Origin of the sequence: Nesterenkonia sedimenti, assembly GCF_012641515.1 — a bacterium.
In the GTDB taxonomy this organism is placed as follows: domain Bacteria; phylum Actinomycetota; class Actinomycetes; order Actinomycetales; family Micrococcaceae; genus Nesterenkonia; species Nesterenkonia sedimenti.
Map to the genome: position 1 here is coordinate 393292 of NZ_JABAHY010000001.1, position 14800 is coordinate 408091.

The window sequence follows — 14800 nt, forward strand, 5'->3', positions numbered from 1 at the left end:
CGCAGCATCCATACCATTCAGGAGGCCATAGGTGTCCGAGGATTTCTCCCGCTTCACTCAACTGACCGAAGACTTCCCCCAGGAAGTTCTCACCTATAGCAGAGTCGAGGATGTGGAACTGCCCGATGGCGCCGGCACCCTGGCGCTTATCCGGCTGGATAATCAGCAGGGAAAGCGGCCCAATACTCTGGGACCCGGTTCACTGATCGAATTCGGCAAGGCTGTGGCCAGCCAATATGAGCGCGCCGAATCCGGCGAGATCGTCGGCCTGGGCGTCATCGGCAAAGCCGGTGCACTCGCCGCAGGGGCCGATATCGTCTCCGCCCAGGGGCTGACCAGCGCTGATCAGGGCGTGGGACTGGCCGAGCTGGGCCACTACTCCTATAACCTGCTGGCTGACTTCCCGGCACCTACCTTCGGGTTCATCAACGGCACCGCCCTCGGCGGCGGCCTGGAGATCGCCCTGCCGGCCGACTACCGGACCGTTTCCGCAGGTGCGAAGGCCATCGGCCTGCCCGAGGCATTCCTGGGCCTGGTTCCCGGCTGGGGCGGTATCTATCGCCTGCCGCAGCTGATCGGACCCGAGGCCGCAGCACAGGTCATTTTCAGCAACCCCCTGAACAACAATAAGAGCCTCAAGGGCAAGCAGGCCTTCGATCTGGGTATTGCCCATGTGCTCTTCGACGACGAGAGCTTCGAGCAGGAATCCCTGGCCTGGGCGGCGAAGATCATCGCCGGCGACGCCGACACTGTGGCTCGGCTGAAGACTCACCGCAGCCGTGACACCAGTGAGGAGGCCTGGGCACGGGCCATCGAGACCGCGACGAAGACAGTAGCTGCCAAAACCGGTGACACTGCCCCCGGTCCCCTGCGCTGCCTGGAGATCTTCAAACAGGTCCCGCAGAACAGCCGCGAGGAGGACCGCGAGCTGGAGGTCAAGGCCCTCGGTGAGCTGCTGGTCAGCGACGAGTTCCGCAATACGGTCTACGGCTTCATGGAGCTGGTCCAGAAGCGCGGGAAGAAGCCGGCCGGGGTCCCGGAGACTGCTCCGCGCAGCATCAACCGGGTCGGCGTCGTCGGCGCTGGTCTGATGGCCTCCCAGCTGGCCCTGGTCTTCGCCACCGGCCTGCAGGTACCGGTGGTGATCACCGATATCGACCAGGCACGGGTGGATAAGGGTCTGGACTATATCCGCGCCCAGATCGCCAAGCAAATGGAGAAGGGCCGGCTGCCCCAGGAGAAGGCAGAGGCTCTGGCGGGTCTCGTCTCCGGATCCACCGATAAATCCGTCTACGCCGAGACTGACTTCGTCATCGAGGCCGTCTTCGAGGAGATCGGGGTCAAGAAGCAGGTCTTCGCCGAACTGGAGGAGATCATCTCCCCCGATACGATCCTGGCCACCAACACCTCTTCTCTCTCGGTGACCGAGATGGCTGCGGATCTGAAGCATCCGGAGCGGGTCATCGGCTTCCACTTCTTCAACCCGGTGCAGGTGATGCCCCTGGTGGAGATCGCCCGGACCCCGCAGAGCACCGATGAGGCCATTGCCACTGCCTTCGATCTGGCCGCCAAACTGCGCAAGACCCCGGTGCTGGCCAAAGACGCCACCGCATTCGTGGTCAACCGTGTGCTGCTGCGTCTGATGGCAGAGGTGCAGAAGGCATTCGATGAGGGCACTGACGCTAAGACCGCCGATGAGGCACTTGCCCCCCTGGCGCTGCCAATGACTCCCTTCGATCTGCTGGCGATGGTGGGCATCCCGGTGGCCCAGCATGTCACTGAGTCCCTGCAGTCCAGCTTCGGCGAACGCTTCTACGTCTCGAAGAACCTGCAGGCCCTGATCGACAATGGGGTCACCGAGATCTGGAGCCGCAATGACCTCGGCGCGAAGTACATCAAGGATGAGACCCTGGCCCTGATGGAGATCGGGGACTCCCCGAAGACCTCCGAAGAGGTCCTCAACACTGTCCTGGATGCACTGGCCGAGGAGATCGGGCTGCTGCTGGCCGATGAGGTCGTGGCCTCACCGAAGGATGTGGACCTCTGCATGATCCTCGGCGCCGGCTGGCCCTTCCACCGCGGCGGAATCACCCCTTACCTCGACCAGCAGGGCGTCAGCCAGCGGGTCAACGGTAAGATCTTCCACTAACGCCGGAAGACCGGGATTTCCCCGGTGGGGGTTTCCTCACCGGGGAGCCGGCGGGCGAAGGGGACCTTAGTTCCCAGCACCTGGGCGACAGTGTCCTGGGCGATCTGCGCCGAGGTCAGTCCCACCCGCTCAAGCACCTCATTGCGGCTGCCATGGGCGAGGAACTCCACCGGCAGACCCACTTCGTTCAGCGCGGTGTCCACACCGGCCTCGCGCATCACCTGGCGGATCCGGGATCCGACACCGCCGGCTTTCACACCGTCTTCGACGCAGACCACAATCCGGTGACGCGCAGCCAGGGAGACCACTGAGCCGGGCACCGGAAGCACCCAGCGGGGATCCACAACAGTCGCAGTGATGCCCTGGTCCTCCAGCCGGCGGGCCAGATCCAGGGACAGCTCCCCCATGGCACCGACTGAGACGATCATGACGTCATTGGTATAGGAGCCGTCCTTCTCCTTAGCGCTGCTGGAGTAGAGGACATCCACGCCGTCGTTGAGTCGCTCGACAGCGTCGAGCTCATCATTGACTGAGCCCTTGGAGAAACGCACCACAGTGGGTGCATCCTCCACGGTGACCGCCTCCCGCAGCTCCTCGCGCAGCCGGGTGGAGTCGCGGGGGGCGGCGATCTGCAGTCCGGGGACCATCTGCAGCAGGGAGAGATCCCACATGCCGTGGTGGCTGGGTCCATCGGGTCCGGTGACCCCGGCCCTATCCAGCACGAAGGTCACTCCGGCCTTATGCAGGGCCACATCCATGAGGACCTGATCGAAGGCCCGGTTGAGGAAGGTGGCGTAGACCGCGACCACCGGGTGCATTCCGCCATAGGCGAGGCCAGCCGCGGCAGCTACGGCATGCTGTTCGGCGATGCCGACGTCGACCACCCGTTCGGGATGCTGCTGGGCGAAACTGCGCAGACCCACCGGGATCAGCATCGCCCCGGTGAGGGCGACGATATCCTCACGCTCATCGCCGATGGCGGCGATCTCCTCTTCGAAGACCGAGGTCCAGGAACGCGCTGATCCACGCGACACGGGATCCCCGGTTTCGGGGTCGATAACTCCCACAGCGTGGAACTGATCGGCCTCATGAGCCCGGGCCGGGGCATAGCCGCGGCCCTTCTCCGTGATGGCGTGGACGATCACCGGACCGCCGTAGTTCTTGGCATCGGCAAGAGCCTCTTCCATGGCCCGCTGGTCGTGTCCGTCCACCGGTCCGATGTACTTCATGCCGAGGTCCTCGAAGAGTCCCTGGGGAGCCCAGAAGTCCTTCGCACCCTTCTTCATCGCATGCAGGCTGCGATAGGTCATCTGGGAGATGGGACCACCTTTGGCCAACCGCCGCTTGGTGCCGTCCATAAAGGATTCATAGATCCGGTGGGTGCGCAGCTTGTCCAGCACACCGCGGCGCAGCTTGGAGAGCTGATTGGCGATACCGCCAACAGTTGGGGCATAGGACCGGCCGTTGTCATTGATCACGATGACGACCCGGCGGTCTTTATCAGCGGCGATATTGTTCATCGCCTCCCAGGCCATTCCACCGGTGAGGGCGCCGTCGCCGATCACCGGAATGACATACCGATCCCCCTCACCCTGGAGTGTGCGGGCACGGGAGATCCCGTCCGCCCAGGCCAGGGAGGAGGAGGCGTGGGAGGATTCCACGATGTCGTGGATGGACTCGCTGCGGTCGGGGTAGCCCGCGAGCCCGCCCTGCTGACGCAGGGTGGAGAAGTCTTGGCGACCGGTGACCAGTTTGTGCACATAGGACTGGTGGCCGGTGTCGAAGATTACGGAGTCCCGTGGGGAGTCGAAGACCCGGTGGATGGCCAGGGTGAGTTCGACTACGCCCAGGTTGGGACCCAGGTGTCCACCGGTGGCGGATACATGGGTGATCAGGAACTGGCGGATCTCCTCGGCGAGGCGGGTCATCTGGTCCTCGCTGAGCTTGGAGAGATCCTGGGGTGAGCCGATCGTCTGCAGGATGCTCATTGGTTCAGTGTACGGCGAAAGGAGGGCCAGTCCGAAGACTGACCCTCCTTCATTCGCCCTCAGTGGACGTAACTAGCTCTTGACCAGGGACCGCAGCACGTACTGCAGGATGCCGCCGTTGCGGTAGTAGTTGGCCTCGCCGGGAGTATCGATACGCACCACGGCGTCGAACTCCACGGACTTGCCGTCCTCACCGGTGGCGGTGACCTTCACAGTCTTCGGAGTCTCACCCTCGTTGAGCTTGGTGATTCCGGAGATGCTGAAGGTCTCGAAACCGGTCAGGCCCAGAGTCTCGGCGTTCTCACCCTCGGGGAACTGCAGGGGCAGCACACCCATACCGATGAGGTTGGAGCGGTGGATACGCTCGAAGGACTCAGTGATCACGGCCTTCACACCCAGCAAGCGGGTGCCCTTGGCTGCCCAGTCACGGGATGAGCCGGAGCCGTACTCCTTACCGCCCAGGACCACCAGCGGAGTGCCCTCAGCAGCGTAGTTCTGCGCTGCATCGTAGACGTAGGCCTGTTCGCCGCCCTTGGTGAAGTCGCGGGTGAAACCGCCCTCCACGCCGTCGAGCAGTTCGTTCTTGATCCGGATATTGGCGAAGGTGCCGCGGATCATGACCTCGTGGTTACCGCGGCGGGAGCCGTAGGAGTTGAAGTCCTTGCGCTCCACGCCGTTCTCCAGCAGGTAGCGCCCTGCCGGGGTGTCCGACTTGAAGGAGCCGGCCGGAGAGATGTGGTCGGTGGTCACCGAGTCGCCCAGCTTCAGCAGCACACGGGCTCCCTCGATGTCCTCCACCGGCTGGGGCTCCAGCTCCATGCCATCGAAGTAGGGGGCCTTGCGCACGTAGGTGGAGCCCTCATCCCAGGCGAAGGTCGAGCCCTCGGGAGTGTCCAGCTCCTGCCAGCGGTGGTCGCCGTCGAAGATGGTGCTGTACTTGGAGGTGAACATCTCCGTGTCGATGGACTCCTCGATGATCTTCTGCACCTCGGTCGGGTCCGGCCAGATGTCCTTGAGGTAGACATCGTTGCCCGCCGAGTCCTGGCCCAGCGGCTCATTCTCGAAGTCGAAGTCCATCGTCCCGGCCAGCGCGTAGGCCACCACCAGCGGCGGGGAAGCCAGGTAGTTCATCTTCACGTCCGGGTTGATGCGGCCCTCGAAGTTGCGGTTTCCGGAGAGCACGGAGGTGACCGCCAGGTCCTCCTCCTGGACGGTCTTGGAGATCTCCTCCTCCAGCGGACCGGAGTTGCCGATGCAGGTGGTGCAGCCGTAGCCGACCACGAAGAAGCCGACCTTCTCCAGGTACTCGATCAGACCGGACTTCTCGTAGTAGTCGGTCACGACCTTGGACCCGGGAGCGATGGAGGTCTTGACCCAGGGCTTCTGCACCAGACCCTTTTCCACAGCGTTGCGGGCCAGCACGCCGGCCGCCAGCATCACGTTCGGGTTCGAGGTGTTGGTGCAGGAGGTGATCGATGCGATGGAGACCGCACCGTGGTCCAGGGTGAACTCACGGCCGTCGGGCATCTTCACCGGCACCTGCTTAGAGGGCCTGCCGACCACCGGCTCGGCGCCGGCGTCCATCGGACGCGGCTTGTCCGCGGCGGACTGGCTGTCTCCCGGGGTGGAGCTGGGGGCGTCCGAGGCCGGAAAGGTCTCGGCCACGGACTCGTCCAGGTCACCGTTGACGGAGCCGTCGGAGGTGTCCTGGGCGTAGTTGTGGATGTCCTTGCGGAACTGCTCCTTGGCATCGGTGAGCTCGATGCGGTCCTGCGGACGCTTCGGACCGGAGATGGAGGGGACCACGGTGGACAGGTCCAGCTCCAGGTGCTCCGAGAAACGCAGCTCGCGGGAGGGATCGTGCCACATGCCCTGCTCCTTGGCATAGGCCTCCACCAGGGCGAGCTGCTCCTCGGTGCGGCCGGTCAGCCGCAGGTAGTCGATGGTGACGTCGTCGATCGGGAACATCGCAGCGGTGGAGCCGAACTCCGGGGACATGTTGCCGATGGTCGCACGGTTGGCCAGCGGGACCTCGGCCACGCCCTCGCCGTAGAACTCGACGAACTTGCCGACCACCCCGTGCTCGCGGAGCATCTGAGTGATGGTCAGCACGACGTCGGTGGCGGTGGCGCCGGCGGGGATCTCGCCGGAGAGCTTGAAGCCGACCACGCGCGGGATCAGCATGGAGATCGGCTGGCCGAGCATCGCGGCCTCCGCCTCGATGCCTCCGACGCCCCAGCCGAGCACGCCCAGGCCGTTCTCCATGGTGGTGTGGGAGTCGGTGCCCACACAGGTGTCGGGGTAGGCGCGCAGCGAACCCTCCACCTCACGGGTCATGACCACACGGGCCAGGGACTCGATGTTGACCTGGTGGACGATGCCCATGCCCGGGGGGACGACCTTGAAGTCGTTGAAGGCGGTCTGGCCCCAGCGCAGGAACTTGTACCGCTCGCCGTTGCGCTGGTACTCGATGTCCATGTTGCGTTCGATCGCATCCGAGTTGCCGAAGGAGTCGATCTGCACGGAGTGGTCGATGACCATTTCAGCCGGTGCCAGCGGGTTGATCGTGGAGGGATCACCGCCGAGGTCGGCCACGGCCTCGCGCATGGTGGCGAGGTCGACGACGCAGGGCACACCGGTGAAGTCCTGCATCAGCACGCGGCCGGGGGTGAACTGGATCTCGGTATCAGGCTGGGCGTTCTCATCCCAGCTTCCGAGGGCTTTGATGTGGTCGGCGGTGACATTTGCACCGTCCTCAGTGCGGAGCAGGTTCTCCAGAAGGACCTTCAGGCTGTACGGGAGGGACTCATAGCCCTCAACCTTGTTCAGCCGGTAGATCTCGTAGTCGGCGCCATTGACGTTGAGAACGCCTTTTGCTCCGAAGCTGTCCACTGTGCTCATGCTTCGACTCCTTAGTCTCTCAGGCAGGGCGACACAGCGCTTGGGTGCGCGCTAATCGTCATCCATCCTACTCATTACTGTGACTGTGTTTGCTTAGGTGAGACTCACTGCGACACGTCAGACTCATCTGCGTTCAAACAGTGCAACAGACTCCATATGGTGTGTATTCGGGTACATATCCAGTACTTCGAGCCCGCGCAGCTGCCAGCCCAACTGCAGCAGTCCCTTGGCGTCTCTGGCGAAGGAGGCCGGATCGCAGGAGACATAGATGATCTGCCCGGGTCCGGCCTGATCAATTCCCTCCAACACTTTCCGGTAGGCTCCGGTCCGCGGTGGGTCCAGGACCACCAGATCGCTGCGTTCCAGCCGGCGGGCGATCTTCTCTGCGGCGGCGCAGACGACCTCGACCCCGGCGCGTGCGGCGAATAGCCGCTCGGCTGCAGCTGATGAGCCCTCGGCGGCCTCCACGGAGAGCACCTGGCCGCTGTGGCCGACCCTATGCGCCGCCCATGCGGTGAAGAGCCCCGCCCCTGCGTAGAGGTCGATGGCGGTTCCTCCGGTTCCCAGCTTCGCCATGCGGTCCACGGTGCTGACCAACTGTTCGGGGGCCCTCCGGTGGATCTGCCAGAAACCCTCAGGGGCCAGCTGGACTGACTCCTGAATATCTCCAGAGTCACCGACGACGGGCACTGGCAGTTCCTCTGTGATCTCGCGCTCCCCGGTGAGCACCTGATAGTCCTGACCCTCGGGGCTGCGCAGCAGGATGCTGGCCACCTCTGGGGTCTCCTCGGCGAGCTTCTGCAAGCCCTTTGGCAGTCGGCTGGGGTCCTCGGTGGTGATGATCAGGCTCAGCGGGCCTTCTCCCCCGGGTGCCACAACATCCACACTGGCTGCTCCGCTGAAGTCCCAGGTGAAGATGCCGGAGGCCCCGACTGCCTCCACGGCAAGGGGCATTGCCCGCAGCGGGATCAGATCATGGGAGCGGTGGGGTTTCATCCCCAGAGAACCCTCGACGACGCCGAAGCTCACCCTCGTTCGCCAGTGCATACCCGAGGCATCGGCACCGGGAAGCTGCCGGGTGGTCAGCTCCCCCTCCGGACCCAGCTCCGGGAGGTCCAGGGCTGAGATGTCGATTCCGCCGATGCGCTGCAGGGTGTCCCGGAAGACATGGGCTTTGAGCCGACGCTGGTGGACATCGGTGATATGGCCATAGTCGGCCCCGCCAACCGGCACTTGGCCGTGGTTATAGGCCCTGAGGGCATCGGCCTGCTTCCAGGGGTGGCGGCGGCGGTGGTCGCTGGGTTCGAGCACATCAATGGTGTCGGCCCGCCAGAACCGGGCTTTCTCGCCGCCGTCGGTGACCACCGCCCGGACGGTCTCCCCCGGTACTGCATGCCGGACGAAGACCACTCGCCCCTCATGTCGGGCCACACAGTGTCCGCCATGGGACATCGGCCCGACGGTGAGGGTCAGTATCACCGCTGTCCCTCTTCCTTCTCGAGTTCCTCAACTGCTGAGGCGGTATCGGCTGCCAGCACCTCCGGTCGGGTGATCATCCAACCGATCCAGAGGGCGAAGGCGTACAGCGGTACGCCCATCACCACACGCGTGACTCCGAGTGCGGTCTCGTTATCAGCGAAATACAGCGGCACCTGGACGATGAGCCGGGAGGCCAGCACTGCAGTGATGATCCAGGTGGCCAAGGCGTAGCGGCGTCGTCGGCTCCTGTCCTGCCGCCAGTCAAAGCCTTCACCGCGGACCAGGGTCCCGAAAAGGACCCCCAGTAGGGGCCAGCGGACCAGGATGGAGACACTCAGCGCCAGGATGTACCCGGCGTTGACGAAGAATCCGGGCACGTAATAGCCGCGGGCTTCTCCGGAGAAGTGGGCGAAGGCCGCACAGATGGCCACCCCGATCAGCCCGGAGAAGGACTGGATGAGGCTGCCGCGCTGGGCCAGCCGGATGATGGTGAATACTGCCCCGATGCCCACCGAGATCAGGATCGCAGTGGTCAGCTCATCGGTGAGCAGATAGGCGGTGAGGAAGGCTGTTGCCGGCAGTGCGGCCTCGGCAATACCGCGGACGCCACCGACAGAGGCCATCACGTCCAGGGAACCGTCCTCGCGGGTGGAGATCCGCTTGCCGGCACTGGCCGAGATCTGCCGGCCTACATCGTCATTGGCGGAGGATCCGCTCATTGCTCCGGCTTCTGCTGGGCTGCTTTGGGCACACCATTGGTCTTATTCGCCGGTGCTGCTGAGGGGTTCTGCTTCTTCGGGACGCTGACTCGCTTGGCGCCGGCCGGAGGCTGCAGCTTCAGCAGCTCACGCGGCGGCATGGGCTCATCCCCACGGACGACGACGATCCGGGCGAAGAGTTCCTCCACCGCGGCGGCGGCCTTGGCGTCGATGGCGCCGCGGCCACCGATGACCCCGCGCAGGAACCACCGTTTGCCCTCGAAGCCGATGAACCGGGCGGCACGCCAGCCTTTGCGGCCGTCCTTCAGGGTGGTGGGCACTCGGGCGTGGAGTTCCTTGCCGAACCGGCCGTCGGTGATCTTGGCCCGGCCTTTCTGCTTGAGCACCGATTCCTCGATCTGACCGCGGACATCTTCCCAGATGCCGCCGGACTTCGGTGCGGAGAAGGCCTGCAGCTGGATGCTGGCCTGTCCCATGGCGATGGTCAGGGAGACCACTCGCTTGGACTTCTTATCAATGTCCAGGCGGACTTTGAGGTTCTTCGCCGCAGGCACCAGGATCGCCCCGAAGTCGAGGTAACCCTTCTTGGATTCGATTTCGCTGAAGTCCTTGGGCACTTCACCGGAGGGCGCAGCGGGGGTGCTGTCTTCCTCGGAGGTCTGCTCTGTGTCCTCGGCGGCAGTCTCCTCGGCGCCATCAGCCAGGACGTCACCGCCGTCCTCACCGGCCTCGCCCTCGGTGATCTCCACCTCATCAGCAGGGTTCTCAGCCTCTTTGGCCAGTTTTTCCCTGATGGTGGCCGGTTCCTGGGCTGCCTTCTTTTTCTTCTTGCCGAAGAGCATTACTCTCCTTGTCTCCTCGTGGGGTAGGTACGTGCTCGCAGGTGACCTAGCTGCTCAGACCGCTGGAGCCGAATCCGCCGGCGCCACGGACAGTCTCCGGGAGGTCCTCCACCGGGCTGAACTCGGCCTGGGCGACTTCCTGAAAGACCAGCTGAGCGATCCGGTCTCCGCGCTGGAAGCTCGCGGTCTCGGAGGTGTCCGTGTTGATCAGCAGCACTTTCAGCTCACCGCGATATCCAGCGTCGATGGTGCCGGGGGCGTTGACCATACTGATGCCGTGTTTGGCGGCCAGGCCGCTGCGTGGGTGCACCAGCCCGACCCAGCCCTCGGGGATGGCGATAGCCAGCCCGGTGGGCACCATACGCCGTTCGCCGGGGGCGAGGGTGAAGTCCTCGGCGGAGTGCAGATCCGCGCCGGCGTCGTCGTGATGGGCGTATTGGGGCAGGGGCACATCGGGGTCCAGTTGTTTGATGGGGACCTGAATCCTGTTCACAGCAGGAAGTCTACCGGCGGGGCATGGGATCATATTCATATGACCGATTCAGTGTTGTACTCGGAGAAGCTGTGGCCGGCCTGGTGGCTGTGGGTTGCTGTCGTTGCTATCGGCGGAGCCACGCTCTCCACCGCGATCTTTCCCATTGACGTGATCTGGGGTGTGGTGACCCTGCTGGGCGGTATTGCCCTGGGCGTGTTCATTCTGGTGGGCACCACCCCAAAGATTGAGGTCACCGAGAAATGGCTGAAGGTGGGCCGGGCTCGGATTGAGCGTGAGCATGTGGGCCGGGTTGTGGCCCATCGTGAAGATGCTGCCCGTGAGCAGCTGGGCCCAGGATTCGATGCGCGCAGCTATCAGTGCATTCGTGGCTGGATCAATCCGGTGGTCACTGCCGAGATCACCGATCCCCGCGACCCCAAGCCGTATTGGCTGTTCTCCACCCGTCATCCGGAGGAGATACTGAAAGCCCTCGGCGCCGACGAACCCGTCCGCACCGAGGGCATCTCAGTGAAGTGAAGTCTGCGAATCAGCTCTCGCAGTCCGTGCAGTAGAACATTCCGTTCTCCTCACGGGCTACCTGGGACCGGTGACGGACCAGGAAGCAGGAGGCGCAGGTGAACTCATCGGACTGCGCAGGCAGCACCCGCACCTGCAGTTCTTCATCGGAAAGATCGGCGCCGGGCAGCTCGAATCCTTCGGCGGCTTCAGCCTCGTCCTCATCAACAACGGCGGACTGCCGGTTGGTTGAGCGGTTCTTCAGCTCCTCGATCGAGTCTTCATTGACGTCGTCGTCGCTCTTCCGCGGTGCATCGTAATCGGTAGCCATAGCTAGAGGGCGCTCCCACTCGTGATATCTGGCGTCATCTGAGCACCATTTTTGGTACACAGATAAATCAGGTCGCACAGATTGTGTCGTAGAACCTGGCTGGGCACAAATCTGTGAAGCGAGTGTTGCATAGGCGCTCAGCCTCGACCTCGGCTTGAGCGGTCTCGGGCTTCTCCAAGCTTCAGGGGGGTACAGTTGCGGTCAAAGAATTGCCAGTACACCGACAGACGAGCTGGAGGACGCCGCCGATGCAGGATCTGCGGATCGTGGGGGTCGATGCCGAAGGCGACCAGAAAGATTCCCCGCGCCTTCTGCTCTCCGATGCTGAAGGCGCAGAGTACGCGCTGCCTATAGATGAGGCACTGAAGACTGCCATCGCCCAGCAGGCCGCACCGCCGGCGGAGGACTCCGCCAAGCAGGTTCAGCTCTCCCCCCGGGATATTCAGGCTCGTCTGCGTGCCGGCGCCACAGTTGATGAGGTCATTGAGGCCTCCGGGTTGAGCCGTCAGCATGTACTGCGCTATGCCGGTCCGGTTGCCGATGAGCGTGCCTTCTACGCCACTCGCGCTCGGCAGACTCAAGTCGCCCGGGCCTCCTCGGCCGAGCAGCATAAGCTGGCCTTCGGTGACAGTCCGGCCACGCTTGAGGCGATGGTCAAGGTCCGCCTGCGCTCCATGGGTGTCTCCCTGGAGACGATCAGTTGGGACGCTTGGCGCCGGGAGAACGGCCAGTGGGCGATCATCTGCGATTTCGACGCCGAAACATCCAAGGCACAGGCCGGAGGAATTGGACAGCGTCCGCCTGCTGAGTGGACCTTCGATCCCTCCTCCCGACAGGTCCGCGCCGAGAATAAATGGGCTGAGTCCCTCTCCACCCTGCCCGATACCGCCACTCGGCCCCGCCGGCTGGGACGCCGGCTGGCTGCAGTGGAGGAACCCTTCGACGTCGATGGTCCTGCCACGACCCCCGCACCGGCGGTCCCCTCCCCTACTGCCCCGGCGCCTGGAACCAACGACAACGACGCCGAGGGTGAAGATCATCAGGATCTGCTGGATATTCTGCGTGCCCGCCGTGGCCAACGTCTGGGCGCCGATGAGAGAGGCGATGACAAACTGGCCAGTCTGCTCACCCGTGATGAACGGGCAGCCGCTGAGCCGAGCCCCGGGCAGAACGCCAAGACCTCGCAGCGGCGGCCGAAACGCCAGCCGGCCAATGAGCAGACCACCGAGGAACTTCCCGGTCTGGCCGGTCACTCCCTGAAGCCGCGGCAGGATGCCGAGGCTGAGTCCACTGAGACGGGCGAGGAGGACCAGCCGGAATACACCAGCCGGGAGGTCGAGGAGCAGGACAGCGGAATTGATGCCTGGGGCTTCAGCTATGAGGATTCCGCCGATGACCTCGCTGAGCCGGAGGAATCCGAGCCGGAGCCTGAGCCTCAGCCTGAGGATGACCCCGCGCAGAAGAAGGACCTGCCGAAGAAGAAGTCCTCCTCCAAACGGCCCACGATGCCGCGGTGGGATGACATTCTCTTCGGCAGCAAGGACTGATCGCCTAGACACGCCTTAGAGCTGCAGCAGTGGGACTTCCCGTTCTGCCCTGGTCAGCGAACCGTGGTGGCCGATCATCTTCAGTGGATCTGTACCGGTGCGCTCGGTGTGGAAGATCGCGTGGTCCCCGCGCAGGGCTACCAGCACATCACCGATCCGGCCGGAGACATCACCATCGATGGGGCCGAACAGCCCAGTATCAATGGCCTGGGCTTTGGTCATCACCCAGGCATCGTCTCCCCAGCGGTCTCGCCAACGCTGGGCAACGGCCTCGGGTTGATCGCTCATCAGCTGTACGAAACGAGGCTCCCCGGCGGTATAACTGACGCCCTGTAGGAGTTCGACGTCCTCGCTGATATCGATCCGTTTCTCCTCGGCGATGTTGACCATTCCGTGATCGGCGGTCAGCACTACCGAGACCTGTGAGCCGAAGCGTGTACGCAGACGGGTGACGAAATCGGCTGCCGCGGAGTCCAGGGACTCCAACATCTTCAACCAGTCGGCGGAACCTGCACCCTGACTGTGCCCGGTTTTATCCAGTTCATCCACGTAGAGGTAGACCAACAGCGGCTGTGGTGCCCCGGACCGGGTGGCAGTCGAGCCGCCGCGGGCCTCATCTATCCACTCAGCCGCCGAGGCGAAGCGGTGCTCGATCCGGTTTGCCCCGCGGTGTTCACCCCCGCGCAGCACCGCCCGGGTCAGCCCCGAGGTGCGGAATTTTCCGCGGGAGGCGGTCAGCACCCGGGCACCTGCAGCCTCTGCTGTTTCTAAGACCGTGGGATGGGGCTGCCACTGCTCGGGGATGACTTCTTCATCCCATTTGCCGAGCATATTGACTACCCGCTGCAGTTGGGGTGAGTAGACGTCATAGCCGACCAGACCGTGCTGGCCGGGGCTGAGGCCGGTGCCCAGTGATGCCAGGGAGGCTGAGGTCGTCGTCGGGGTTCCGGTGTCCAGCACCCGTGCCCGGTCCATATCCCGCCAGGCTGAGCCGAGGAAACGTGCATGACCGGTGTAGCGGGCCAGCAGCTGCTCCCCCAGCCCATCGGCCAGGATCACCACTGCAATACTTGCCTCGGGGAGATTCAGCCGATTGCTGAATCCGCTGATCCCGAGGGAGGATGCCGCGGAGGTCAGTACATGGCGCAGATGGGCGCCGTCGTAGTCCGGGGCACTCGGGAGAGGTTCAGCCATGTGTGATCTCAGCCGTGTTTGATCGTTGCCCGGCGCAGTGCCCGCACAAAGCTGCGAGCCTCTTCCACCGCGGTGTCCCCTTCGGCAGTGGCGGCGATCCGTAGGGTGATGTCCTCTGGCACCACACTGCCGGTATCACCGTGGTCGGCCATACATTCGGGGTTTCCGCAGTCGGCCGGCATGGAGTCGAAACGGGCTCCGCCGGTCCAGTTGATGTTCAGGGTGACCTCAGCGAGCCCCCGGTCGGGGCGGAAGTCATCGGGCTTGCGGTGGACCTCGGAGAGGATCAGTGAGCGGATCCTGGCCACCGGGACCACTTCGGTGGAGATTCGGGCTACCACTTCGGATCCGGACCGTGCTGCCGAGTCCTGATGGCTGAAGGTCCCCGGCTCACCCTCGTAGATGTCGTGGTCGTCGAGGTGGGCGACCACCATGACCTCCTCAGCCAGCACCAGGACAGTGATATGCCGGTGGACTTCCTCCATATCGAAATGGGTGTCCACATGCACAATCTGATGAGTGGGTTCGCGCCCGTCCAATGCATCGGTGACCGTGTGGTGCACCAGGGAGGGATAGAAGCCGCCGCGTTCAATGGCGGCCTTAAGCGATACGGTGGATGTGCCCATAACTACCCATCGTATCGATTCGCAGGGAGCAAT

General features: G+C 64.0%; 12 protein-coding genes. 3 read left to right on the plus strand and 9 right to left on the minus strand.

Going from position 1 to position 14800, the window contains the following annotated elements:
• The first annotated feature begins 31 nt into the window (after window positions 1-31).
• Window positions 32-2149 carry a 3-hydroxyacyl-CoA dehydrogenase NAD-binding domain-containing protein gene (locus HGQ17_RS01915; RefSeq protein ID WP_168886262.1) on the plus strand — a complete coding sequence of 706 codons (2118 nt, stop codon included), beginning with the start codon at window positions 32-34 and terminating at the stop codon, window positions 2147-2149.
• Here the strand turns inward: HGQ17_RS01915 and dxs are convergent.
• The 6 genes from dxs to dut all read right to left on the minus strand — a co-directional run bounded on the left by dxs (window position 2146) and on the right by dut (window position 10604).
• The gene (dxs, locus tag HGQ17_RS01920) at window positions 2146-4137 is read right to left on the minus strand and encodes a 1-deoxy-D-xylulose-5-phosphate synthase (protein ID WP_168886263.1); all 1992 of its coding nucleotides are present in this window, start codon (window positions 4135-4137) and stop codon (window positions 2146-2148) included. The two genes, HGQ17_RS01915 and dxs, sit on opposite strands and share 4 nt — an antisense overlap.
• A 72-nt stretch (window positions 4138-4209) precedes the next feature.
• Window positions 4210-7038, minus strand: a complete 2829-nt coding sequence (locus HGQ17_RS01925; protein ID WP_168886264.1) for an aconitate hydratase — start codon at window positions 7036-7038, stop codon at window positions 4210-4212.
• A gap of 123 nt (window positions 7039-7161) precedes the next feature.
• Window positions 7162-8517, minus strand: coding sequence for a class I SAM-dependent RNA methyltransferase (locus tag HGQ17_RS01930; protein ID WP_168886265.1), 1356 nt, complete (start codon window positions 8515-8517; stop codon window positions 7162-7164).
• Window positions 8514-9236 carry a DUF3159 domain-containing protein gene (locus HGQ17_RS01935; RefSeq protein WP_168886266.1) on the minus strand — a complete coding sequence of 241 codons (723 nt, stop codon included), beginning with the start codon at window positions 9234-9236 and terminating at the stop codon, window positions 8514-8516. The genes HGQ17_RS01930 and HGQ17_RS01935 overlap by 4 nt, the downstream gene beginning before the upstream one ends.
• Window positions 9233-10078, minus strand: a complete 846-nt coding sequence (locus HGQ17_RS01940; protein ID WP_168886267.1) for a DUF3710 domain-containing protein — start codon at window positions 10076-10078, stop codon at window positions 9233-9235. The genes HGQ17_RS01935 and HGQ17_RS01940 overlap by 4 nt, the downstream gene beginning before the upstream one ends.
• 46 nt (window positions 10079-10124) lie before the next feature.
• Entirely contained in the window at window positions 10125-10604 is a 480-nt protein-coding gene (gene dut / locus HGQ17_RS01945; protein ID WP_407670735.1) for a dUTP diphosphatase, read from the minus strand.
• 6 nt (window positions 10605-10610) lie between these two features.
• On the opposite strand from dut, the gene HGQ17_RS01950 reads away from it, so the two are divergent.
• Window positions 10611-11090 (plus strand): DUF3093 domain-containing protein, encoded by a 480-nt coding sequence (locus tag HGQ17_RS01950; RefSeq protein ID WP_168886269.1) that lies wholly within the window; start codon window positions 10611-10613, stop codon window positions 11088-11090.
• Window positions 11091-11100: 10 nt separating this feature from the next.
• Here the strand turns inward: HGQ17_RS01950 and HGQ17_RS01955 are convergent, their stop codons facing one another.
• Window positions 11101-11400, minus strand: coding sequence for a DUF4193 domain-containing protein (locus tag HGQ17_RS01955; RefSeq protein ID WP_168886270.1), 300 nt, complete (start codon window positions 11398-11400; stop codon window positions 11101-11103).
• Between the two features lie 248 nt (window positions 11401-11648).
• Between HGQ17_RS01955 and sepH the strand changes: the two genes are divergently transcribed.
• Window positions 11649-12947 carry a septation protein SepH gene (gene sepH / locus HGQ17_RS01960; RefSeq protein WP_168886271.1) on the plus strand — a complete coding sequence of 433 codons (1299 nt, stop codon included), beginning with the start codon at window positions 11649-11651 and terminating at the stop codon, window positions 12945-12947.
• Window positions 12948-12962: 15 nt separating this feature from the next.
• On the opposite strand, the gene HGQ17_RS01965 is transcribed toward sepH, so the two are convergent.
• Together HGQ17_RS01965 and HGQ17_RS01970 are read right to left on the minus strand one after the other, a co-directional pair.
• On the minus strand, window positions 12963-14141 hold the full coding sequence (locus tag HGQ17_RS01965) for an alkaline phosphatase family protein (protein ID WP_168886272.1): 1179 nt from the start codon (window positions 14139-14141) through the stop codon (window positions 12963-12965).
• Window positions 14142-14149: 8 nt separating this feature from the next.
• Window positions 14150-14767 carry a DUF5998 family protein gene (locus HGQ17_RS01970; protein ID WP_168885927.1) on the minus strand — a complete coding sequence of 206 codons (618 nt, stop codon included), beginning with the start codon at window positions 14765-14767 and terminating at the stop codon, window positions 14150-14152.
• Window positions 14768-14800: the final 33 nt, after the last annotated feature.